Genomic DNA, 21,429 nt, shown 5'->3' with positions numbered 1-21,429 from the left:
GTGCCGTCTTCTCCGAGCCGTTCCCGGGGGAACCGGCACCCGCCGTTTCCCCCGGTCAGTCTCCCACCCGGGCGGGTCGGCCCCCGCCGGGCGTCATGGGATGTCCGTTCCGCCGTCAGAGATCCACTTTGTGATTACGAAAGCTTGTTGAACAAGTCACAGCTGTGTTCAGAGGTTGATCCGGCCCCCGCCGAACCGGCATTGTTTCGCGCAGCCCGCCCCACCGGGGCCGGGCCCCGGCCGTCGTGCCCGCCCCCACGGGGCACGACGGCCGCTCTAAGCTGACCGTGTGACGACCTATGCGGCGCTGTTGCGCGGGATCAACGTCGGCGGCAACCGGAAGCTCCCGATGGCCGACCTGCGCGCCCTGCTCGACACCCTCGGCCACACCGGTGTGCGCACCCATCTGCAGAGCGGGCAGGCCGTGTTCACCGCCGACCGGGGCGACGAGGATTCCCTGGCAGGGGAGTTGGCCGGGGCGATCGAGGACCGCTTCGGCTTCCCGGTGGATGTGCTGGTGCGCGACCACGCCTATCTGGCCGAGGTGGTCCGCGCCTGCCCCTTCCCGGCCGCCGAACTGGCAGCCCGGCAGCTGCACGTCACCTACTTCTCCGCGCCCGTGACCCCGGAGCGCTACGCGCATCTCGACCAAGTCGCCCTCCTCCCCGAGGAGTTCCGCCTCGGCGACCGCTGCCTGTATCTGTACGCCCCCGACGGCCTCGGCCGCTCCAAGCTCGCCGAGGCGCTGGGCCGCCCGCGGGCCGCCAAGGACCTCGTCGCCACCAGCCGGAACTGGAACACCGTACTGAAACTCGCCGAGCTGACCGCGCCCCCGGCGTGATCGCGGGCACGGGGCCCGGGTCCTGTGATGGGATCGGGTCCATGCGCTACATCGTGATCGGAGCGGGAGCGGTCGGCGGCACCGTCGGCGGACGGCTGGCCCAGGCCGGACGCGAGGTCGTCCTCGTCGCCCGCGGCGGACATCTGACGGCACTCGCCGAGCACGGGCTGCGACTGCGCGTCCCCGAGGGGGAGCTGACGTACCGGCTGCCGGCCGTCGAGGGCCCGGAGCCGCTCGGCGAGCTGCGCGCGGACGACGTCCTGCTGCTCGCAGTGAAGACCCAGGACACCGCGGCCGCGCTGGACGCCTGGGCGGCCGCCCCGGTGGCGGGCGGCGGCGCCGCGGGCGAACGGCTGCCGCTGCTCTGCCTCCAGAACGGCGTGGAGAGCCCCCGGATCGCGCTGCGCCGCTTCCGCCGGGTGTACGGCGTCTGCGTCTGGCTGCCGTCCACCTTCGTGGAGCCCGGCGTCGTCTCCGCCCCCGGCGCCCCGCTCACCGGCATCCTTCATCTGGGCCGCGCCGAGGGCGGCACCGACGACACCGCCCGGCGGATCGCCGCCGACCTCGCGGACGCGCGCTTCGAGGCGCCGGTCGTGCCGGACGTGGCCCGCTGGCAGTACGCCAAGCTGCTCGGCAACCTCGCCAACGCGCAGGAGGCCCTGAGCGGTCCCATCGAGGGCGCGGCCGCCGAGGGGCTGTACGCGAGGGTACGGGCCGAGGGGGAGACCGTACTGGCCGCCGCCGGGATCGACCACGCGAGCATCGAGGAGCAGCGCGCGGTGCGTGGCGAGAAGGTGGCCCTGGTTCCGCTGGCGGGCGCGCCGCGCGGCGGCGGCTCCTCCTGGCAGTCCCTGGCGCGCGGCACCGGCAGCATCGAGGCGGACTACCTCAACGGCGAGATCGCCCTCCTCGGCCGGCTGCACGGCGTGCCCACCCCGCTGAACGAACTCCTCCAGCGCCTCGCCGGCAGCTTCGCCCGCGAGCGCCGGGCGGCCGGCTCGCTGCCGCTCGCCGACCTGCTCCGGCTGGCCGACGAGGCGCGGGGGGCATCGGCCTGAACCTCCCCCGAGGCGGCGGCGAACGGTCATGAACGGCGAATTCCGCTTCCTGGTAACCGGAGTTCGAACACAACCTCGCCGGAGTGGCCGATAACCGCCCCTGCAAGCCGTCGACTTGACCGTCCCCTGTGACATCCGGATCACCCAAGGCGCAGAACGGAGTGCCGCCGCGGTCCGACGTCACAGGGGAACGCCGGACCGCGGCGGCTTTTACCACGGCCCTCACCCGTAAGGGGACGGGTCTGCGAACAACGCGACAAGTCCGTCCCGTTGTCCCTAGGGTGAGGCACGCCGGACGGCCGGAACGACACCGCCCATCCCCCCACCGGAGCGTGTGCACGCCGTTCCGCTACCGCGTCCGGGGCCGTCAGCGGACACCCGGCCACCCGCGGAGTGGCGATTTTCGGCCTACCTCTGATCCACGAGCGAGGACAGGACATGAGCACCTACGACTACGGACACCTCAACGGACCTGGACAGTACGGTGAGTTCGTCGGCCTCGACCTGACCCACGGCACGCCACCGCTGGAGGCGCTGATCGCGGTCTCCGCCCGGCTCACCGAGGCGCTGCGCAGGGAGTGCCCCGGGCTCGTCCGGCAGGGCCAGATCATCGAGGCGGCGTTCGCGGAGTCCGCCGACGACGGACTGCCGCCCAACCGCGGCCGCATCCGCTCCGCCCTGGACGACATCTGCATCGGGGCGTCCGCCGGCACCGCCAGCCTCGCCTACACCCGGCAGCTGGTGCAGGCCCTCGGGCTGTGACACCGGGCCGCGCCCGGGCGGCGACCCCTCAGGCCCCTCAGGCGCCGAGTGCCTGGAGCGCCGGGCGGCATGCGGCGTCGTACCGGCGCAGCAGCAGCCGCGCCACCTCGGGCGCGGGCCCCAGCACCTCGGCGAGGACGTCCGCCCCGGCCGCGCCGTGCGCGATACGGTCCGGCAGGAAGCCGGGGGCCAGGACGTACGGGGCGACGGCGACCCGCGCGCAGCCGAGCGCGCGCAGCTCCCGTACGGCGTCCTCGGTGCGCGGCAGGCGAGCGGAGGCGAACGCGGGCCGCACGGCGCACCAGCCGGTGCCCCACCACTCCCGCGCGATATCGGCGATCACCGCGATCGCCTCCGGGTCACTGGACCCCGCCGAGGCCAGGACGACTCCGGTCGAGGACTTGTCGGCGGGGCTGAGCCCGGCCTCGTACAGCCGTCGCTCCAGCGCCGTGAGCAGCAGCGGCGACGGGCCGAGCACTTCCGCCTGCCGGATCCGCAGCCGCGCCGGGGCCGCCCGCAGCACCGCCGGGATGTCGGCCTTCGCGTGGAAGGCCCGGGTGAGCAGCAGCGGCAGCGCCACCACGTCCCGGACGCCCTCCGCCGCCAGGGACTCCAACACGCCTTGCACGGAAGGCACGTTGAAGTCCAGGAAGCCGGTCTCCACGCGCAGCCCGGGGCGCTGCGCGCGCACCCGCTCCACCAGGGCGTGCACGGTGGCGGCGTGCCGCGCGTCGCGGCTGCCGTGGGCGATGACGAGGAGCACGGGCGCTTGCATCCGGGTCAGCCTTTCACCAGCAGGCCGCGGCTGCGCAGCACCCACCGCTCCAGCGGGCTGAAGATCAGCAGATCGATGGCGATGCCGACGAACAGGATCAGCAGGATGGCCTCGAACACCATGGCCATGTCGCTGGCCGTACGGGCGTTCTCCAGGAGCTGGCCGAGGCCGGTGCCCAGGTCGGGGAAGTTCGCGATGATCTCGGCGGCCATCAGGGAGCGCCAGGAGAAGGCCCAGCCCTGCTTCATGCCCGCCACATAGCCGGGCAGCGCGGCCGGCAGGGTGATGTGCCAGGTGCCCTTGGCGCCGGTGGCGCCCAGCGTACGGCCCGCGCGCAGGAACAGCGGGGGCACCTGGTCCACGCCGGACACCAGCCCGTTGGCGATGGACGGCACCGCGCCGAGCAGGATCACCGTGTACATCATGGAATTGTCCAGGCCCAGCCAGATCACGGCCGGGGGCACCCAGGCGACCGAGGGCAGCGACTGGAGGCCGGACAGGATCGGCCCGATCGCGGCGCGCACGAACTTCACCCGGGCCACCAGCAGCCCCAGCGGGGTGCCGATCACCAGGGCGAGGCAGAAACCGAGCAGACCGCGCGAGACGGACGTCCAGATGTAGCCGAGCAGCTTGCCCTGGAGCCAGTCGTCGCGGAAGGCACCCCAGACCGCGCCCGGCGTGGGCAGCTTGGTCGGGTCGTCCACGATCTTCAGGGTGATCAGGCCCTGCCACACCAGGAGGACGACGGCGATCGCGGCCAGCGGCGGCAGGATCTTGTCGATCAGGGTCCTGCGGAAGGGTGCCCGGCTCGACTGGGTGGTCTCCAGCGCGTCGAGGCCCGCCTCCACGCTGCCCGCGGCCGGGGCGTCGGTGGTCGTCGTGTCAGTGCTGGCCATGGCGGCGGATCTCCCCACGCAGTACTTCGGTGATCTCCAGGGACAGTTCCGCCACGGGCGCGTCCTCGATACGGCGCGGCTGCGGGATGCCGACCTCCCACTCGCGGGCCACCCGGCCGGGACGGGAGGACAGCAGTACGACCCGCTGGGCCAGGCGCACGGCCTCGCGCACATTGTGGGTGACGAACAGCACGGACAGGCCGGTCTCCGACCAGATCCGGGTCAGCTCGTCGTGCAGCACATCCCGGGTGATGGCGTCCAGGGCCGCGAACGGCTCGTCCATCAGCAGCAGTTGGCTCTCCTGGGCGAGCGCGCGGGCCATCGCGACCCGCTGGCGCATACCGCCCGACAGTTCGTGCACCCGCTTGCCGTACGCGCCCTGGAGACGGACGAGTTCGAGGAGTTCCTCGGCCTTGCCGCGCCGCTCGGGGCGGGGAACTCCCCTCAGTCTGAGGGCGAGTTCGATGTTCTTGCCAGCGGTCAGCCAGGGGAACAGGGCGTGTTCCTGGAACATCAGCGCGGGGCGGCCGTCGGTGCGGATGGCGCCGGTGGTGGGCTCGTCCAGGCCCGCCACCAGATTGAGCAGGGTGGACTTGCCGCAGCCCGAGGCGCCCAGGAGGGTGACGAACTCGCCGGGCGCGACATCGAGGCTGATGTCGTCCAGGACGAGCTGGGACCCGCCCGGGGTGGCGAAGGACTTCGAGACATGCTCAAGGCGTGCGGCGTACTCCACCGACCGCGCGGCCTTGGCGAGGGTCGTGGCCATGGTCGTCACCTCCTGGGACGTCTTCGGGGCGGGCGTCAGCTGGTGCCGAGGCCGGCGGCGTCGACGGGGCTCTTGCCCTCGGCCTTGAGCACCCGGTTGAGGATCGTCAGGTCGTAGATTCCCTTGAGGTCCGGCTTCTTGAGCAGACCGGCCTTGACCGCGTGCGCCGCCTCGGTGTCGAGGGTGGCGGCCAGCGGGTCGTCGGTGAACTGGACGGACTTCCACGCCGGGTCGAGCACCTCGGCCGGCAGTGCCTTGCCGGAGTCGGCCGCGAGCTGCTTGTTCGCGGCCTGCTTCGCCTGCTCCGGGTTGGCGTTGATCCACTTGTTGGCCTCGACGGACGCCTTCAGGACCGCCTCGACCGCCTTCGGGTGCTCCTTGAGGAACGCCTGGCGCACGATGATGTTGGTGATCACGAACTTGTCGCCCGGCCACAGCGAGGACTCGTCCAGGAGCACCTTGCCGCCCTCGGAGACCAGCTTGGACGCGGTCGGCTCCGGCACCCAGGCGCCGTCGATGGAGCCGGACTTGAAGGCGTCCGGGGTGACCTTGTTGTCGCTGCGGACGACCGTGACATCGCCCTTGCCGCTCTGTGGGTCGACCTTCCAGCCCTGCTCCGCGGCCCAGTTGAGGAACGCCACGTCCTGGGTGTTGCCCAGCTGCGGGGTGGCGATCTTCTTGCCCTTGACGTCCTTCAGGGAGGTGATCTTCTTCGGGTTGACGACCAGCTTCACCCCGCCGGACGCCGAACCGCCGATGATCTTCAGGGACTTGCCGTCGGACTTGGTGTAGCCGTTGATCGCCGGGGACGGGCCGATCCAGCCGATGTCGATGGAGCCGGAGTTCAGCGCCTCGATCTCGGAGGGCCCGGCGTTGAAGGTGGCGTAGTCCGCCTTGGTGGCGCCCAGTTCCTTCTGGAACAGGCCCTGCTCCCGGCCCACCAGCGCGGTGCCGTGCGTCAGGTTCGGGAAGTAGCCGATCTTGACGGAGTCGAGACCGTCGATCTTCTTGGCTCCGGCGGCGACCTTGGCGGTGTCGTCGCTCTTGGCGTCGGAGCCGTAGCCGCAGGCGGCGAGCGTGAGCAGCGGCAGAGCGGCGAGCGCGGCTATCGAGCGGCGCAGGAGGCGGGAGTTGATGGCAGGCACGGGAGGGGTTCCTCTCGGAGGCCCGGCGGGTCACGGTCTCTCAGGTCGTGGCCGGGAGGTCGGCAGGTCTTCGTCTGTGGGGGGTGAGGGCGCGCGAGCGGTGCGCGTACGTCAGCACACACATCGCCCGACCCCGCCCTGTCCGCTGCCGAGGGCACCGCTGCCGACGCGGCCGCCCTCCTTCGCGAACGTGGAGTAGAAATCAGAGGAGTTCATGCTCAGAAGTCCCAGCCGTCGTCGTCGGCCGCGTCCTTGACGGGCTCCGGCGCGGCGAAGGACTCGCCGACCATGCCCGCGGTGAGGGTGGTGCCGTCGGCGGGGTCGATCAGGATGAAGGAGCCGGTGCGGCGGGAGTCGGCGTAGGCGTCGACGGGCAGCGGTTCGGCGGTACGGATCTTCACCCGGCCGATGTCGTTGGCGGCGAGCTGCCCGGGGTGCGGGTGCAGGGACAGATCGTCCAGGGTGAGCCGGGACGGGATGTCCTTGACGATCGCCTTCACGGTGCGGGTGCCGTGCTTGAGCAGCACCCGGTGGCCGACGGTCAGCGCGGCGTCGGCGACATGGCACACCGTCGCCTCCACGTCCTGTGTGGTCGGCGGCGCGTCCTTGGCCGGCACGATCAGATCGCCGCGCGAGACGTCGATCTCGTCGGCCAGCAGCAGGGTCACGGACTGGGTGGTCCAGGCGACGTCGACCGGCTCGCCCAGCAGGTCGATGCCGGAGATCGTGGTGGTCCGCCCGGACGGCAGCACCGTGACCTGTTCGCCGACCCGGAAGCTGCCCGCCGCGATCTGGCCCGCATAACCCCGGTAGTCGGGGTGCTCGGCGGTCCCCGGCCGGATCACGTACTGCACGGGCAGCCGGGCGTGGCAGTGCGCCAGGTCATGGCTGACCGGGACGGTCTCCAGGTGCTCAAGGACGGTGGGGCCGCCGTACCAGTCCATGTGCGCGGACGGCTCCACCACATTGTCCCCGGCGAGCGCGGAGATCGGGATCGCGGTGACCTCGGGGACGCCCAACTCGGTGGCGTAGGCGTTGAATTCCTCGGCGATCGCCGCGAAGACGGGCTCCCGGTAGCCGACCAGGTCCATCTTGTTGACGGCAAGCACCACATGCGGGACGCGCAGCAGGGCGGCGATCGCCGCGTGCCGGCGGGTCTGCTCGACCACCCCGTTGCGGGCGTCGACCAGGATCACCGTCAGCTCGGCGGTGGAGGCGCCGGTCACCATGTTGCGGGTGTACTGCACATGGCCGGGGGTGTCGGCGAGGATGAACCGCCGCCGGGGCGTGGCGAAGTAGCGGTACGCCACATCGATCGTGATGCCCTGTTCCCGCTCGGCGCGCAGCCCGTCGGTGAGCAGGGCGAGATCGGGGCCGTCCTGGCCGCGGTTCGCCGATGCCCGTGCCACGGCCTCCAGTTGGTCGGTGAGCACCGACTTGGAGTCGTGCAGCAGCCGGCCGACCAGGGTGGACTTGCCGTCGTCGACGGAGCCGGCGGTGGCGAACCTGAGCAGCGTGGTGGCCGCCAGGGCCTCGGTCGTGACAGTGCTCATGGTTAGAAGTACCCCTCGCGCTTGCGGTCTTCCATCGCGGCCTCGGACAGCTTGTCGTCGGCGCGGGTCGCGCCCCGCTCGGTGAGCCGGGAGGCGGCGATCTCCGCGATGACGGCGTCCAGGGTCCTCGCATCGGAGTCGACGGCGCCGGTGCAGGACATGTCGCCGACGGTGCGGTAGCGCACCAGGCGCCTTTCGACCGGCTCGTCCTCGCGCGGGCCGCCCCACTCGCCGGCCGTCAGCCACATACCGGACCGCGCGAACACCTCGCGCTCGTGGGCGAAGTAGATCCGCGGCAGCACGATGCCCTCGCGGGCGATGTACTGCCACACGTCCAGCTCGGTCCAGTTCGACAGCGGGAACACCCGGACGTGCTCACCGGGCGCGTGCCGGCCGTTGTACAGGTTCCACAGCTCGGGGCGCTGACGGCGCGGGTCCCACTGGGAGAACTCGTCACGCAGCGAGAACACCCGCTCCTTCGCGCGGGCCTTCTCCTCGTCCCGGCGCCCGCCGCCGAAGACCGCGTCGAACTTCTCCGACCGGATCCTCTCGGTCAGCGGCAGCGTCTGCAGCGGGTTGCGGGTGCCGTCGGGGCGCTCCTTGAGGACCCCCCGGTCGATGTAGTCCTGCACCGAGGCCACATGCAGGCGCAGCCCGTGCCGCTCGACCGCGCGGTCCCGGTACTCCAGCACCTCGGGGAAGTTGTGCCCGGTGTCCACGTGCAGCAGCGAGAACGGCACCGCCGCCGGCGCGAACGCCTTCAGCGCGAGGTGCAGCATCACGATCGAGTCCTTGCCCCCGGAGAACAGGATCACCGGGTTCTCGAACTCCCCCGCCACCTCACGGAAGATGTGCACGGCCTCGGACTCCAGCGCGTCCAGGTGCGACAGCGCGTACGGGCTGTCCGTACCGCCCTCCACCTCGGCGAGCGTGGTCATATCAGTCCCCTCTCGCTGAGCAGGGCGGACACGGCGGCCGCGGACTCCTGCACACTCTGGTGCTGCGACTCGATGCGCAGCTCGGGCGCGGCGGGCTCCTCGTACGGGTCGTCCACACCGGTCAGCCCGGTCAGCTCGCCCGCGGCCTGCTTGGCGTACAGCCCCTTCACATCACGGACGCTGCACACCTCGACCGGGGTCGCCACATGCACCTCCAGGTACGGGGTGGCGTTCTCCTCGTGCCGCTCGCGCACGGCGTCCCGGCTGTCCGCGTACGGCGCGATCACCGGTACGAGGGTCAGCACACCGTTGCGGGACAGCAGTTCGGCGACGAAGCCGATGCGCTGCACATTGGTGTGCCGGTCCGCGCGGGAGAAGCCGAGGCCCGCGGAGATGAACTCGCGGATCTCGTCGCCGTCGAGCACCTCGACCCGGCGGCCCCCGGCGCGCAGCCGGCCCGCCAGTTCATGGGCGATGGTGGTCTTGCCGGCGCTCGGCAGACCCGTGAGCCAGACGGTGGCTCCGGTGGTCACGTCGTTCTCCTGAGTCTGAGGCGGTGTCTGTGTCTGTGCATGTGGCTGCGGCTGTAGCCGTGTCTGTGTCTGCGTCTGCGTCTGAGGGGTCGTCATCCGTGCAGCCCGCACTCGGTCTTGGCCCGCCCCGCCCAGCGTCCGGCGCGCGCGTCCTCGCCCTCCAGCACCCGGCGGGTGCAGGGGGCGCAGCCGATGGAGGCGTAGCCGTCCATCAGCAACGGGTTGGTGAGGACGCCGTGTTCGGCGACATAGGCGTCCACATCGTCCTGGGTCCAGCGGGCGATGGGGGAGACCTTGACCTTGCGCCGCTTCTCGTCCCAGCCGACCACCGGGGTGTTCGCCCGGGTCGGGGACTCGTCGCGGCGCAGACCGGTCGCCCACGCCCGGTAGTTCTCCAGGCCCTCCTGGAGCGGACGCACCTTGCGCAGGGCGCAGCACAGGTCCGGGTCGCGGTCGTGCAGCCGCGGGCCGTACTCGGCGTCCTGCTCGGCCACCGTCTGCCGCGGGGTGAGGGTGAGGACGTTGACGTCCAGCACCGCCGCCACCGCGTCCCGGGTGCCGATGGTCTCCGGGAAGTGGTAGCCGGTGTCCAGGAAGACCACGTCCACCCCCGGGCGCACCCGGGAGGCGAGATGGGCGACCACGGCGTCCTCCATCGAGGAGGTGACGCAGAACCCGGCGCCGAAGGTGTCCACCGCCCAGCGCAGGATGTCCGGTGCGGCGGCGTCCTCCAGCTCCCGCCCCGCACGCTCGGCGAGGTCCCGCAACTCGTCGTCGGTGCGCGGTTTCTGATCGGTCGTCATGTCCGCTCGCCCTCTTGGTCGTCGGCTCGCCGCAATCCCTGCGCGAGCAGTCCGAGGAACTTCAGCTGGAACGCCCGGTTGCACGCCCCGCATTCCCAGGCGCCGTGGCCCTGCTCGCTGGGCCGCAGGTCCTCGTCGCCGCAGTAGGGGCAGTAGAAGGGGGCCGCACGCTCGCTCACGAAAGGGCCTCCTCGTCGGCGCGGGCCGCCCAGACGGCGAACCGCTCGCCGTCCGCGCGCTCGGCCAGATAGCGCCGCAGCACCCGCTCGATGTAGTCGGGCAGTTCGTCCGAGGTGACCTTCAGACCGCGCACCTTGCGGCCGAAGCCCGCCTCCAGGCCGAGCGCGCCGCCCAGGTGCACCTGGTAGCCCTCGACCTGGTTGCCGTCGTCGTCCAGGACCAGCTGGCCCTTGAGCCCGATGTCGGCCACCTGGATCCGGGCGCAGGCGTTCGGGCAGCCGTTGAGGTTGATGGTCAGCGGCTCGTCGAACTCCGGGAGCCGGCGCTCCAGTTCGTCGATCAGGGCGCTGCCGCGCGCCTTGGTCTCCACGATGGCGAGCTTGCAGAACTCGATGCCGGTGCAGGCCATGGTGCCGCGCCGGAAGGAAGAGGGGGAGACGGTGAGGCCGAGCGACTCCAGGGCCGAGGACAGCGACTCGACCTGGTCCTGCTCGACGTCCAGCACGATCATCTTCTGCTCGACGGTGGTCCGCACCCGGCCCGAGCCGTGCGCCTCGGCGACCTCGGCGATCTTGGCGAGCGTGGTGCCGTCGACCCGGCCGACGCGCGGCGCGAACCCGACGTAGAAACGGCCGTCCTGCTGCCGGTGCACCCCGACATGGTCGCGCCAGCGCCGCACGGGCTGCGCGGGCGCCGGGCCGTCGGTCAGCTTGCGCCCCAGGTACTCGTCCTCCAGCACCTGCCGGAACTTCTCCGCGCCCCAGTCGGCGACCAGGAACTTCAGCCGGGCCCGGTTGCGCAGCCGCCGGTAGCCGTAGTCGCGGAAGATCGAGATGACGCCCTCATGGACGTCGGCGACCTCCGCCAGCGGCACCCAGGCGCCGAGCCGGACCCCGATCTTCGGGTTGGTGGACAGTCCGCCGCCGACCCAGAGGTCGAAACCGGGCCCGTGCTCGGGGTGTTCGACGCCGACGAACGCGATGTCGTTGATCTCGTGCGCCACGTCGAGCAGCGGCGAGCCGGAGATCGCGGACTTGAACTTGCGCGGCAGGTTCGAGTACGCCGGATTGCCGATGACCCGGCGGTGGATCTCCTCGATGGCGGGGGTGCCGTCGATGATCTCGTCCTCGGCGATGCCCGCGACCGGGGAACCGAGGATCACCCGGGGGGTGTCACCGCACGCCTCGGTGGTGGACAGGCCGACCTCTTCGAGCCGCCGCCAGATCTCCGGCACGTCCTCGATCCGGATCCAGTGCAGCTGGATGTTCTGCCGGTCGGTGATGTCGGCGGTGCCGCGCGCGAACTCCTGGGAGATCTCGCCGATCACCCGCAGCTGCCCGGTGGTCAGCCGGCCGCCGTCGATCCGCACCCGCAGCATGAAGTACTCGTCGTCCAGCTCCTCCGGCTCCAGGATCGCGGTCTTGCCGCCGTCGATCCCGGGCTTGCGCTGGGTGTACAGACCCCACCAGCGCATCCGGCCGCGCAGATCGTTCGGATCGATGGAGTCGAAGCCGCGCTTCGAGTAGATCGTCTCAATACGTGTCCGTACGTTGAGACCATCATCGTCCTTCTTGAACTGCTCGTTGCCGTTGAGCGGCGTGAAGTGGCCCTGGGCCCACTGGCCCTCACCGCGGTGACGGCTCACCTTGCGGCGGGGCGCGGAGGCGGCGGGGTGCTGTGGGGAGGCGGCCATGATTGCTACGTCCTTCGGACAGGCTGCGGACAGGGAGAAGCGGCGCTGAAAGGCTCTGACCTGCGCGAAAGTGAGCGCACGGCGGGAGTTGGGGGCCGGGCGCGGGCAGCGGTCGAGCGGGGAGCGGGGGCGGCGGTGCTGGAGGGGTCAGCTCGCCGGACAGATGGCGCTGGACATGCGGCCGAGGTCGACGTGCCGCCGACTCACCAAGGCAATTCCAGTTCCAGGCATGACGGCAGCGTGTCACGGCGATCTGGACAGAGTCCAGCTTCTTCCGTCATGTGGACACCCTTGTCTCGTATCGCGGACAAGGGTGTGTTGGCTCACATGCGGTGCGGGAAGGCTTGTCGGGGCAGGTCAGGCAGGGTATGCGCGCGGCCAGGGGCCCGGGTTCGGCACGTCCGGCTCCAGCTCGACCCGGGTGTCGTACAGCTTGAAGCCGCGCCGCTGGTAGTTGGCCATGGCGAACTCGCCGTCCTTGTCGCAGGTGTGCACCCATACCCGCTTCGTCGGCGCGAGCCCCGGCCGGCGCTCGGCGAGGTCCCAGGCGCGGGCGGTGCCGCGGGCCAGCAGATGCCCGCCGATGCCGCGGCCGCGGAAGGCGGGGAGCAGCCCGAAGTAGAGGATCTCCACGTCGCCGTCGTCCTGCGCCTCCAGCTCGATGAACCCGGCCGGCGTACCGCGGTCGTACGCCACCCAGGTCTCGACGCCGGGCTCCTCCAGCAGCTCCTGCCAGCGCGCGTACGACCAGTCGAGCCGGTCGGTCCAGCGGAGGTCCCCGCCGACGGCCGTGTAGAGGAACCGGTTGAACTCGGGGGAGGGCACCTCGGCCCGTACGATCCGCACATCGCCCTCGGGCGCGGCGGCGGGCAGCAGATCGGCCGGGGACGTCTGCTCCAGATACCAGGTGGTGACAGGGACGCTGCTCATGCGGGCCAGGGAATCATCCCGTCCCGGTGTCTGTCGATCGACCCCTTGTGCGCGAGGCCGGTCCTGTGGCGAGCGCGGGGGTCAGCCCAGCGACCGGTCCAGTTCCGCGAGCGGCACCGCGAACAGCATCCGGTCGGACAGCGACCACACCTCGCCGGTCTGACGCCCGTACGACAGGGAGCCCGCGGACTCGGCCCAGCAGCGGTGCGTGGCGTCCGCGCCGCACTCCGCCGCCCTCGCGCCCCGGGTGTCCTGGCGCCACAGCCCGCCGTGCCCGTCTTGCGAACCGGGCAGCCGTCCCACATACCAGGACGTGCGCGGGGCGCCGGTCTCCCGGTACGACAGCACGCCCCGGATCCCGGTCACCTTGGTCCGGTACTCCTCCATCGCGTCCACCTGGCCCTCGGCATTCGTGGCGAGCAGTCCCGCGCGGCGCGGGTCGGTGCTGAACGCGTACCGCCACAGCCGGGCGGGCCGTTCGCCGCCGGGGGAGGTCCACTCCGCGGCGACCAGGCTGGCCGGTGCCGTACCCGAGTCCAGGGCGAGCGCGCTCGGGCAGGGCGCCCCGGTGGCCGAGCAGCGGCCCGCGGTGTAGCTGTAGCTGCCGATCGCGGGCATCACATAGCCGTACCCGTCGGCGGACCAGCCGCCGGGCACCCGGCCGATCGCGGGCCCGTCGACCGTGGTGCGCTGGATCCGGTCGAGGTCGTACACATAGAGCACGGCGGAGCCGCCCCGGCGGGCGGTGACCAGCAGCTTGTCCTGGTACCAGACCATGGAGGAGACCCGGGAGGCCAGTCCCCGGTAGTCCCGGCCGCCGTCCACCGGCACCACCAGCAGCACCCAGCGGTAGGTGGGACGGTCCGGATCGTCGGCGTTGACGACGGCGACCCGGGCGAGACCGCGCTCGGCGCTCGGGCCGGTGCGGGTGCTGTGGGTCCAGCCGCTGAGCAGGATCTGGTGGGTGCCCCGCACCCCGTCGTCGGCGTCCCCGGACGTGGTCACCGAGGCCGGCCGCCAGTCCGTGGCACCGGTGTCGGCCGGGTCCCAGCAGTAGGCGCGCGCGGGGGAGGGTGAAACGGGCAGGGAGGCGCGGTCGGCGTCGTCGCAGCCGGATCCCTCGCGCAGGGTGCGGTCCGCGCCCCGGAGCACGGTGTCCACGCCGACCGGCCGGCCCATCGAGGCGGCCAGGGTGTCCAGGGTGCGGGCGGGCACCAGCCGCTCGCGCAGCCGCAGCAGGCCGGTGTCCGCGGGGGAGGTGAGCGGCTTGAGCGCGCCGGGGCGCTCGGTGACCTGTGCCTGGGAGGTGCTGATCAGGGTGGCGGCCGCGGTCAGGGCCAGCGCGGTCCCGGTCAGCACGGCACGCAGGGCCGTGCCCCGCCTGCGCCGACGATGTCTGCCGCGTTGCTTCATGTCGTCCCCTCTTCAGGGCCCTTTCGCTCCGGCGCGCGCCGTCGCCCCGGCCCCCCGGCCGAGGCGGGTCAACTGCGCCCCCCGGTCGTTGCGTTGACGGCGCGGTCGGGCCCGTAGGGGATGCTACGGCAGTAACGGTCCGCGCAGGGCGAAGACCCCGCAAATACCCGGAAGTCACGCCGCAAGTGCCGCGCCCCCGCCGTCACGCGGGCCGCGGCCGCTCCGCGGGCGGGGCCGCCCGCCGGTGCGCCACCACCGCCGCCGTGGAGCGGGGCAGCAGGTCACGGGGGTTCTCGGGAAGGACGACCTCGACATCGGCCGCATCAGAGAAACGATACGGCCGATGCTGGAGAAGTCCCCCGAGATAGCGCCGGATACGCGACATCTCGGCCCGCACCGTCACCGTACGTGACGGGTCCTGGAAGAGGTCCCCGGCCAGCTCCGCCGCCCCGCGCCCGCCCGGGTGTTCGGTCAGCAGGAACAGCAACTCGGCGTGCCGCGGGCTCAGTTCCCGCGACCAGGCGCCCGCCGAACCGGACGCCGCCACGGTCACCGCGGCGCGCTCCGGCCGGGACAGGTCCAGTACGACACGGGAGGCGGCGGTCGCGCCCGGCTCCTCGTCGGCGCGCAGCAGCCAGCCCTCGCCGAGTGGTTCCGCCGCGCACCAGCCGAGCGAGGGCAGCCACCGGCGGCCGGGGACCAGCGACTTGGGCAGCGTCACCCGCCGCAGATACGGCATCCCGGTCACCGCCGCAGTCCAGCCGTCCCGGTCCACTGCCAGCGCCCGCCCGTCCAGCCGGGCCAGCACCGGCGCCGCGACCGCCCGCAGCCGCTCCAGCGAGCCCAGATGCAACTCCCGCAGCCGCGCCTCGGCGAGCTTCGCCACCGCGTCCACCCAGGAGAGGGTCGCCGGATGCATGGTCTCCAGCGGGCCGCTCACATCCACCACCCCGAGCAGCCGGCCGTCCCGGGGATCCGTGATCGGCGCCCCCGTGCACGTCCAGGAGGTGTGCGACCGTACGAAGTGCTCGGCGGCGAACACCTGTACCGGCCGCCGTACGACCGCGGGGGTGCCCACCCCGTTGGTGCCGACGACGTCCTCCCGCCAGTCCGCGCCCAGCTCGAAGCCGAGCCCGTCCGCCTTGCGCAGCACCGGCGCGGACCCCTCGCGCCACAGCACCCGTCCGTCCGCGTCGGCGACGACCATGATGTGCTGGGCGACGTCCGCGACCGAAAGCAGCCCCTCGCGCAGCACCGGCAGCACATGCCGCAGCGGTGACTCCTCCCGCCGCCTGCGCACCTCGTCGGGCGGCAGCAGCCCGGATCTGAAGTCGCGGTCCGGGTCGACGCCGCCGCGCAGCATCCGCCCCCAGGACTGCTCGATCACCGGCCGCGGCGCGAGCGGCACCCGCTGCCCGGCGAGCGCCGCCTCGCGCACTTCGCTCAACACCCGCGCCGCCCGCGTCGCGTCCAGGGCGGCCAGGCGCGCCATGTTCATCGGCGGGTTCACCACGGGTTCTCCTCCCGGAGCGGGGGGTCGTACACATTCTTCCAGCCGTCCGGGCGGCGCTTTCCGGTCGGTCGTCGCTCCTATACTGCCGGGCCGGGCAGGCCGGAGGCACAGACTCCGCGCATGTGCGCCAACAAGTTGCAACCCCCTGCAACCCTGGTGAACCGTCCGATCCCGGCCGAGACTTGACCAGGACGCCCCGCGTGGCGTCCACGGGCCGCAACGGGCCCGTACGGCGGGGGTGGTGCCGTGTCGGCGCAGCACCACCCCTGGCCGGGCACCGGCGATTTTCGGCCAGGGCCCCAACTCCCCCAGAAACACGTCGATTCAGGAGACGGGCCGCGCCCGCTCCACCACCGACGCCAGGTCCAGACCCCCCGGCAGCGTGCCGAACGTCCCGCCGTGGTCGCCGCCGAGCCGGGAGGCGCAGAAGGCGTCCGCGACCGCCGGCGGCGCGTGCCGCACCAGCAGGGAGCCCTGGAGCACCACCGCGAGCCGCTCCACCAGCCGCCGCGCCCGGCCCTCCGCGCCCTCCAGATCGGCGAGTTCGGTGAACAGGTCCTTCACCGCGCGGTCCAGCCGGTGGTCGGCGCCGTGCGCCCGCCCGATCTCCGTCAGACACGCGTCCAGCGCCCCCGGCTCCCGCTGGAGCGCCCGCAGTACATCGAGCGCCTGCAGGTTCCCGGCGCCCTCCCACACGGAGTTGAGCGGCGACTCGCGCACCAGCCGGGGCATCCCCGACTCCTCCACGTACCCGTTGCCGCCCAGGCACTCGGCGGCCTCCACCGCGACGGGCGCGCACCGCTTGGTGATCCAGTACTTGGCGGCCGGCACCGCGAGCCGCAGGAAGGCGCGCTCCCGCTCGCTGCCGTCGTCGTACGCCGCCGCGAGCCGCAGCGCCAGCGCGGTCGCCGCCTCCGACTCCAGCGCGAGGTCCGCGAGCACATTGCGCATCAGCGGCTTGTCCAGCAGCCGCCCGCCGAACGCCTCCCGGTATGTGCAGTGGTGCACCGCCCGCGCCACCGCCTGCCGCATCAGGCCCGCCGAGCCGAGCGCGCAGTCCAGCCGGGTCGCCGCGACCATCCCGATGATGGTCCGCACCCCGCGCCCCTCCTCGCCGACCCGGCGCGCCCAGGTGCCGTCGAACTCGACCTCGGCGGAGGCGTTGGACCGGTTGCCCAGCTTGTCCTTGAGCCGCTGGAGCAGGAACACATTGCGGGTGCCGTCGTCCAGGACGCGCGGCACCAGGAAGCAGGTCAGCCCCTCGGGCGCCTGCGCCAGCACCAGGAAGGCGTCCGACATCGGGGCGGAGCAGAACCACTTGTGCCCGGTGAGCGCATAGGTCCCCGCCTCCGCGAGCGGCCGGGCCCGGGTGCTGTTCGCGCGGACGTCGCTGCCGCCCTGCTTCTCGGTCATGCCCATCCCGAAGAGCGTGCCGGGCTTGCGCGCGGCGGGCCGCAGCTCGGGGTCGTACACCGTGGAGGTCACCCGCGGCTCCCACAGGGCGGCGAGCGCGGGATCGGCGCGCAGCGCGGGCACGGCCGCGTGGGTCATGGACAGCGGACAGCAGGTGCCCGCCTCGACCTGGGTCCACAGCAGGAACCCGGCCGCCCTGCGCACATGCCCGGCGGGCCGCGCCCAGGCGCCGGTCAGCCCGGCCGAGACGCCCTTGCCGAGCAGCCGGTGCCAGGCCGGGTGGAACTCCACCTCGTCGATCCGGTGGCCGTACCGGTCATGGGTACGGAGCCGGGGCGGCTGCTCGTTCGCCTGTGCGCCCCACTCCTGGAGCTGCGCCGAGCCCCCGGCCCGCCCCAGCGCGGACAGCTCCGCGCGCACCTCGCCGAGCAGTTCGTCCGGGGTGTGCCGCGCGACGGCGTCCACCAGCGCGCGGTCGGCGGCGAAGAGGTCGTAGCCGGCCAGTGGGGGCGGCTGGTTCGTCACGGTGTGGGTGGAGAAGCCTGCCATGGTGGCGAACCTACCCGGAACGGCGGCGGTGCGGGCCTCCAGGGTGACACGGGGTCCCGGGTGGTGTCCGGGGCGGTGGGAGGAATCGGGACAGCCGGGTGCGGGTCGTGCGCGGGCGGTCGCCGGAACGCCCCGCGAGGTGAGGAGGGGCGCTCGCTGCGGATACCTTTGGGTCGTGCAGCCAGCAAGTGATTCCCCCGAACGGCCGGTCGGACGGCTCCACCGGGCCCGCGCTCTCTACCGGAACGTATCCAAGCGCAGGACCGCCTGGCTGCTGCTCAAGGACACCGTCAACTCCTGCATGGAGTACCGCATCCTCGGCCTCGCCGCCGAGGCCGCGTTCTTCACCCTGCTGTCGGTGCCCCCGCTGCTGCTCTGCCTCATCGGGCTGCTCGCCTACGTCGACACCTGGACCGGCGCGCACACCATCGGCAGCCTGGAGACCAACCTCCTCGACGCCTCCCGGACCGTCCTGTCCGACAAGGGCGTCAAGGAGATCACCGAACCGATCCTGCACGACGTCATCAAGGGCGGCCGGCCCGACGTCATCTCCCTCGGCTTCCTGTTCGCCCTGTGGTCGGGGTCCCGCGCGGTGAACGTCTTCATCGACACCATCACCGTCATGTACGGCCTCGACGGCGTCCGGGGCATCGTCCGCACCCGGATCATGTCCTTCGTGCTGTTCATCGTGGCCCTGCTGATCGGCTCGGTGGCGCTGCCGCTGATGGTCGCGGGACCGGACGCGGTGGTACGGGTGGTGCCCTGGTCGGAGACGGTCGTACAGGTCCTGTACTGGCCGGTCGTCATCGTCCTGTCCGTCGTCTTCCTGACCACGCTCTACCACGTGTCCGTGCCGGTGCGCTCGCCCTGGATCGAGGATGTGCCCGGCGCGCTGGTGGCCCTCGCGATGTGGGTCCTCGGCAGCTTTCTGCTCCGCATCTACCTGGTGCACACCATCGAGGGCGCCACGATCTACGGCTCCCTCGCCGCGTCCGTCGCCGTCATGCTCTGGATCGGGGTGTCCGCCTTCGCCGTGCTGGTCGGCGCGGCGGTCAACGCCGCGATCGACCGGGTCTGGCCGGCCGCCGCGACGGCCGCCGCCCGTGAGGCCAACGAGCGGGTGCGGCACGCGCAGGTCGCCGAGTACGTCGCACGGGCCACGGCCACGCGGGAGACCTTCCCCGACGACCCCGACGACCCGGACATGCCGTCCGAGTTCCCCGAACGCTGGTCGCGTTTCCTGCCGCCGGAGGATGTCACCTCGCGGCTGCGGACGCCCACGTGGGGCGGTTCCGGGGCGCACCGACGGGTGACGCCCAAGGGCGACAGGGGGGACGCCGAACAGGGCACCGGCACCGAGCCCCACCCGACGAACGGCCCGGGTCCGCAGGCCGATGGGGGCAGCTCCCATTTCCCGGGCGACAGCACCGGCCCCCACCTCCCCGGCAACGGAAACGGCGAGAACCCTTACCGGCAGTGGTGAATCGGGAGGGGCGCGGGGGCTGAGGCGGGCCGTGCCCGGGCGGGCGGATGGGCTTGCGCCGCTGGGCCGGGTCCTGGCCGGTTGCCGGGCGCGCACCGGTGAACCGATCGGGCTGACGGATCTGACCGTACCGCTGCGGTGGGCCGGGAGCGCATCGGAAGCCTGCCGGATCTGACTGTGCTGGTGGGCGGGTCGCGCTCGGCCTGGTGGCGGGGGCGCGCGCCTGTGGGGCGGGCCAGGACGGCGGATCGTGCTTGCGCCGCCGGGTGCGGAGGCGGCCCGGTTCGGCGGGGCTCGCGCCAGGGATCTGACGGAGCTGCCGGGGCCGCCTGTGCCGGTGGGGCGGGCCTGGATCGGTGGGGCCGTGCTCGCGGCGTCGGATCGGGGTCGATCGGTGGGGCCGTGCTCGTGGCGTCGGATCAAGGTGGGGTCGGTCGACCGGGCTCGGGTCGGTGAACCGATCCGGCCGACGGATCCGACGGTGCCCCTGGGGCGGACTCCGGCCCCCCGGCCGGGCGACCGCGCCGTTGAACCGGGCCGCGCCGTCCGGCTGGGCCGTGCCGTGCGTCCGGGCTTCCGTGGTCCGGCTGGGCTGCGCCGTGCGTCCGGGCTTCCGTGGTCGGGCCGGGCTGTGCCGTCCGATTGGGCCGCGCTGTCCGATGGACCACGCCGTCCGGTCGGGCCGTGCCGTCCGCTCAGACTTCCGCTGTCCGGTTGGGCCGTGTCGTCCGATGGGGCTGTGCCCTCCGCCCGGGCTTCCGCTGTCCGATGGGGCTGTGCCGTCCGATGGCGCCGTGCCGTCCGGATTGGGCCGCGCTGTCCGGCCGGGCGGTGCCGTGCGGCTGGGCCGCGCTGTCTGCCCGGGCTTCCGCCGTCCGGCTGGGCCGTGTCGTCCGCCCGGGTCTTCCGTCGCCCGGGCGTCCGTCGTCCGACCCGGTCCCCACCGTCCGACCCGGCCCCCGTCGTCCCGTCCGGCCCCCGTCGTCCCGTCCGGCCTGGTCCGGCCGAGGGCTCCGTCCTCTCGCCTCCCTCAGTCGTACCCTGGCACCCGTGTACGCGGAACGGACCTCACGGCTGGCCGGTGCGGTGGTGTGGACCAAGGGGCCCGCCGACGACGGGGGTGCCGTGCGGGCCGTGCTGCCCGACGGCTGTATGGATCTGCTCTGGGACGGGGAGCGGCTGCTGGTCGCCGGTCCCGACACCGGCCCGTATCTCCCCGAGGGCCCGGCCCGCCGCTGGGCCGGGATCCGGCTCCGGCCCGGTACCGCGCCCGCCCTGCTCGGCGTCCCGGCCCATGAACTCCGCGACCGGCGGGTGGAGTTGGCCGACCTCTGGCCCGCCGCCCGGGTCCGGGAGCTGTGCGGCCGTACGGCGGCGGCGGACGATCCGGCGCGGGCGCTGGAGGACATCGCGCTGGACCGCGCCCTGGCGGCCGGACCCCCCGATCCCTGGCTGCACCTGCTGGTACGACGCCTCGACCAGGGCGTCCCGGTCGCCGAGGCGGCGGCCGAACTCGGCCTCGGCGCCCGGACCCTGCACCGCCGCAGCCTCGGCGCCTTCGGCTACGGCCCCAAGACCCTGGCCCGCATCCTGCGCCTGCGCCGGGCCCTCGCACTGGCCCGCGCGGGCGTGCCGTACGCGGCGACGGCGATCCGCGCGGGCTACGCCGACCAGCCCCATCTGGCGCGCGAGGTACGCCGGTTGACGGGCGCCCCGCTCGGGGAGCTACTCGGCGGCCGGTAGCGGCGCGAACAGGTCGACGCCGTTGCCGTCGGGGTCGAGGACGGTGGCGTACCGCTGCCCCCACACGGCGTCCCACGGCTTCAACTCACCGTGGTACCCGGCGCCGACCATCTCCTCGTACACCGTGTCGACCTCCTCGGGCGCACCGCACCGGAAGGCGAGCGAGACCCGGCCCCCGGCGGCCGGCGGGCGCCAGGCGGGGTGGAAGGCGCGGACCGTCTCCTCGCTGTCGAGGGCCAGGGTGAGGCCGCCGGGCAGCGCGGCCTCGGCGTGCGGCAGGGCCTCGGCGTCCTCCGGGAACACCAGGCCGAGGCGGCGGTAGAAGGCGAGCGAGGCGGCCATGTCGGAGGCCACCACGCCGATCAGGGCGAAGTGTGCGGTCATGCGGCCACCGTAGGCAGCGGCCGGGCGGCGGGTCTTGAAGGAATCGGACACCCGGCCC

Annotated in this window: 20 protein-coding genes and 1 pseudogene; 5 read left to right on the top strand and 16 right to left on the bottom strand. The window is 72.8% G+C overall.

Going from position 1 to position 21,429, the window contains the following annotated elements; translation table 11 throughout:
• The first annotated feature begins 289 nt into the window (after positions 1-289).
• The 3 genes from AB0N90_RS33290 to AB0N90_RS33280 all read left to right on the top strand — a co-directional run bounded on the left by AB0N90_RS33290 (position 290) and on the right by AB0N90_RS33280 (position 2,661).
• Positions 290-841 carry a DUF1697 domain-containing protein gene (locus AB0N90_RS33290; RefSeq protein WP_365202802.1) on the top strand — a complete coding sequence of 184 codons (552 nt, stop codon included), beginning with the start codon at positions 290-292 and terminating at the stop codon, positions 839-841.
• 41 nt (positions 842-882) lie between these two features.
• Positions 883-1,899, top strand: a complete 1,017-nt coding sequence (locus AB0N90_RS33285) for a 2-dehydropantoate 2-reductase N-terminal domain-containing protein (RefSeq protein ID WP_365202800.1) — start codon at positions 883-885, stop codon at positions 1,897-1,899.
• A 438-nt stretch (positions 1,900-2,337) separates the two neighbouring features.
• Complete coding sequence (locus tag AB0N90_RS33280) at positions 2,338-2,661, top strand: hypothetical protein (protein WP_046419263.1); 324 nt, start codon at positions 2,338-2,340, stop codon at positions 2,659-2,661.
• Positions 2,662-2,698: 37 nt separating this feature from the next.
• On the opposite strand, the gene AB0N90_RS33275 is transcribed toward AB0N90_RS33280, so the two are convergent.
• The 15 genes and pseudogenes from AB0N90_RS33275 to AB0N90_RS33205 all read right to left on the bottom strand — a co-directional run bounded on the left by AB0N90_RS33275 (position 2,699) and on the right by AB0N90_RS33205 (position 17,761).
• Positions 2,699-3,436, bottom strand: coding sequence for a sirohydrochlorin chelatase (locus AB0N90_RS33275; RefSeq protein WP_365202798.1), 738 nt, complete (start codon positions 3,434-3,436; stop codon positions 2,699-2,701).
• A gap of 5 nt (positions 3,437-3,441) precedes the next feature.
• Positions 3,442-4,332 carry an ABC transporter permease gene (locus AB0N90_RS33270; protein ID WP_365202796.1) on the bottom strand — a complete coding sequence of 297 codons (891 nt, stop codon included), beginning with the start codon at positions 4,330-4,332 and terminating at the stop codon, positions 3,442-3,444.
• A complete protein-coding gene (locus tag AB0N90_RS33265) occupies positions 4,319-5,098 on the bottom strand; it encodes an ABC transporter ATP-binding protein (RefSeq protein ID WP_361679256.1) in 780 nt (259 codons plus the stop codon). The genes AB0N90_RS33270 and AB0N90_RS33265 overlap by 14 nt, the downstream gene beginning before the upstream one ends.
• Positions 5,099-5,133: 35 nt before the next feature.
• On the bottom strand, positions 5,134-6,243 hold the full coding sequence (locus AB0N90_RS33260) for an aliphatic sulfonate ABC transporter substrate-binding protein (protein WP_365202794.1): 1,110 nt from the start codon (positions 6,241-6,243) through the stop codon (positions 5,134-5,136).
• 218 nt (positions 6,244-6,461) lie between these two features.
• Positions 6,462-7,796, bottom strand: coding sequence for a GTP-binding protein (locus AB0N90_RS33255; RefSeq protein WP_365202792.1), 1,335 nt, complete (start codon positions 7,794-7,796; stop codon positions 6,462-6,464).
• A 2-nt stretch (positions 7,797-7,798) separates the two neighbouring features.
• Positions 7,799-8,734 carry a sulfate adenylyltransferase subunit CysD gene (gene cysD / locus AB0N90_RS33250; protein ID WP_365202790.1) on the bottom strand — a complete coding sequence of 312 codons (936 nt, stop codon included), beginning with the start codon at positions 8,732-8,734 and terminating at the stop codon, positions 7,799-7,801.
• Positions 8,731-9,276, bottom strand: a pseudogene (gene cysC / locus AB0N90_RS33245) (adenylyl-sulfate kinase); the annotation flags it as partial. The gene cysD and the pseudogene cysC, both read right to left, overlap by 4 nt.
• 83 nt (positions 9,277-9,359) lie before the next feature.
• Positions 9,360-10,070 (bottom strand): phosphoadenylyl-sulfate reductase, encoded by a 711-nt coding sequence (locus tag AB0N90_RS33240; protein WP_365202788.1) that lies wholly within the window; start codon positions 10,068-10,070, stop codon positions 9,360-9,362.
• Positions 10,067-10,249, bottom strand: a complete 183-nt coding sequence (locus tag AB0N90_RS33235) for a hypothetical protein (RefSeq protein WP_351866480.1) — start codon at positions 10,247-10,249, stop codon at positions 10,067-10,069. Before AB0N90_RS33235 ends, AB0N90_RS33240 begins: the two co-directional genes overlap by 4 nt.
• Positions 10,246-11,943: a nitrite/sulfite reductase gene (locus AB0N90_RS33230; protein WP_365202786.1), complete on the bottom strand. Its 1,698-nt coding sequence runs from the start codon at positions 11,941-11,943 to the stop codon at positions 10,246-10,248. Before AB0N90_RS33230 ends, AB0N90_RS33235 begins: the two co-directional genes overlap by 4 nt.
• A 147-nt stretch (positions 11,944-12,090) precedes the next feature.
• Complete coding sequence (locus tag AB0N90_RS33225; RefSeq protein ID WP_310739661.1) at positions 12,091-12,174, bottom strand: putative leader peptide; 84 nt, start codon at positions 12,172-12,174, stop codon at positions 12,091-12,093.
• Positions 12,175-12,300: 126 nt separating this feature from the next.
• Entirely contained in the window at positions 12,301-12,873 is a 573-nt protein-coding gene (locus tag AB0N90_RS33220) for a GNAT family N-acetyltransferase (protein WP_365202784.1), read from the bottom strand.
• Positions 12,874-12,954: 81 nt separating this feature from the next.
• A complete protein-coding gene (locus AB0N90_RS33215) occupies positions 12,955-14,286 on the bottom strand; it encodes a hypothetical protein (protein ID WP_365202782.1) in 1,332 nt (443 codons plus the stop codon).
• Between the two features lie 202 nt (positions 14,287-14,488).
• Positions 14,489-15,799, bottom strand: a complete 1,311-nt coding sequence (locus tag AB0N90_RS33210; protein ID WP_365202780.1) for a GAF domain-containing protein — start codon at positions 15,797-15,799, stop codon at positions 14,489-14,491.
• A 324-nt stretch (positions 15,800-16,123) separates the two neighbouring features.
• Positions 16,124-17,761: an acyl-CoA dehydrogenase family protein gene (locus AB0N90_RS33205; RefSeq protein WP_365202778.1), complete on the bottom strand. Its 1,638-nt coding sequence runs from the start codon at positions 17,759-17,761 to the stop codon at positions 16,124-16,126.
• A 175-nt stretch (positions 17,762-17,936) separates the two neighbouring features.
• On the opposite strand from AB0N90_RS33205, the gene AB0N90_RS33200 reads away from it, so the two are divergent.
• Positions 17,937-19,244, top strand: coding sequence for a YihY/virulence factor BrkB family protein (locus AB0N90_RS33200; RefSeq protein WP_365202776.1), 1,308 nt, complete (start codon positions 17,937-17,939; stop codon positions 19,242-19,244).
• Positions 19,245-20,294: 1,050 nt separating this feature from the next.
• Positions 20,295-20,987, top strand: coding sequence for a helix-turn-helix domain-containing protein (locus AB0N90_RS33195; RefSeq protein WP_365202774.1), 693 nt, complete (start codon positions 20,295-20,297; stop codon positions 20,985-20,987).
• On the opposite strand, the gene AB0N90_RS33190 is transcribed toward AB0N90_RS33195, so the two are convergent.
• Entirely contained in the window at positions 20,970-21,371 is a 402-nt protein-coding gene (locus AB0N90_RS33190; RefSeq protein WP_365202772.1) for a VOC family protein, read from the bottom strand. The genes AB0N90_RS33195 and AB0N90_RS33190 overlap by 18 nt on opposite strands.
• Positions 21,372-21,429: the final 58 nt, after the last annotated feature.

It is taken from the genome of Streptomyces sp. NPDC093018 (assembly GCF_040684035.1).
In the GTDB taxonomy this organism is placed as follows: domain Bacteria; phylum Actinomycetota; class Actinomycetes; order Streptomycetales; family Streptomycetaceae; genus Streptomyces; species Streptomyces murinus.
This window is presented reverse-complemented; position numbering and strand designations above follow the sequence as displayed.

What these genes read in the sequence shown, in the direction of transcription:
- AB0N90_RS33265 (WP_361679256.1), bottom strand. Translation starts at nt 5,098, where the DNA reads ATGGCCACGACCCTCGCCAAGGCCGCGCGGTCGGTGGAGTACGCCGCA.
- AB0N90_RS33270 (WP_365202796.1), bottom strand. Translation starts at nt 4,332, where the DNA reads ATGGCCAGCACTGACACGACGACCACCGACGCCCCGGCCGCGGGCAGC.
- AB0N90_RS33230 (WP_365202786.1), bottom strand. Translation starts at nt 11,943, where the DNA reads ATGGCCGCCTCCCCACAGCACCCCGCCGCCTCCGCGCCCCGCCGCAAG.
- AB0N90_RS33190 (WP_365202772.1), bottom strand. Translation starts at nt 21,371, where the DNA reads ATGACCGCACACTTCGCCCTGATCGGCGTGGTGGCCTCCGACATGGCC.
- cysD (WP_365202790.1), bottom strand. Translation starts at nt 8,734, where the DNA reads ATGACCACGCTCGCCGAGGTGGAGGGCGGTACGGACAGCCCGTACGCG.
- AB0N90_RS33240 (WP_365202788.1), bottom strand. Translation starts at nt 10,070, where the DNA reads ATGACGACCGATCAGAAACCGCGCACCGACGACGAGTTGCGGGACCTC.
- AB0N90_RS33280 (WP_046419263.1), top strand. Translation starts at nt 2,338, where the DNA reads ATGAGCACCTACGACTACGGACACCTCAACGGACCTGGACAGTACGGT.
- AB0N90_RS33255 (WP_365202792.1), bottom strand. Translation starts at nt 7,796, where the DNA reads ATGAGCACTGTCACGACCGAGGCCCTGGCGGCCACCACGCTGCTCAGG.
- AB0N90_RS33225 (WP_310739661.1), bottom strand. Translation starts at nt 12,174, where the DNA reads ATGCCTGGAACTGGAATTGCCTTGGTGAGTCGGCGGCACGTCGACCTC.
- AB0N90_RS33220 (WP_365202784.1), bottom strand. Translation starts at nt 12,873, where the DNA reads ATGAGCAGCGTCCCTGTCACCACCTGGTATCTGGAGCAGACGTCCCCG.
- AB0N90_RS33205 (WP_365202778.1), bottom strand. Translation starts at nt 17,761, where the DNA reads ATGGCAGGCTTCTCCACCCACACCGTGACGAACCAGCCGCCCCCACTG.
- AB0N90_RS33285 (WP_365202800.1), top strand. Translation starts at nt 883, where the DNA reads ATGCGCTACATCGTGATCGGAGCGGGAGCGGTCGGCGGCACCGTCGGC.
- AB0N90_RS33275 (WP_365202798.1), bottom strand. Translation starts at nt 3,436, where the DNA reads ATGCAAGCGCCCGTGCTCCTCGTCATCGCCCACGGCAGCCGCGACGCG.
- AB0N90_RS33215 (WP_365202782.1), bottom strand. Translation starts at nt 14,286, where the DNA reads ATGAAGCAACGCGGCAGACATCGTCGGCGCAGGCGGGGCACGGCCCTG.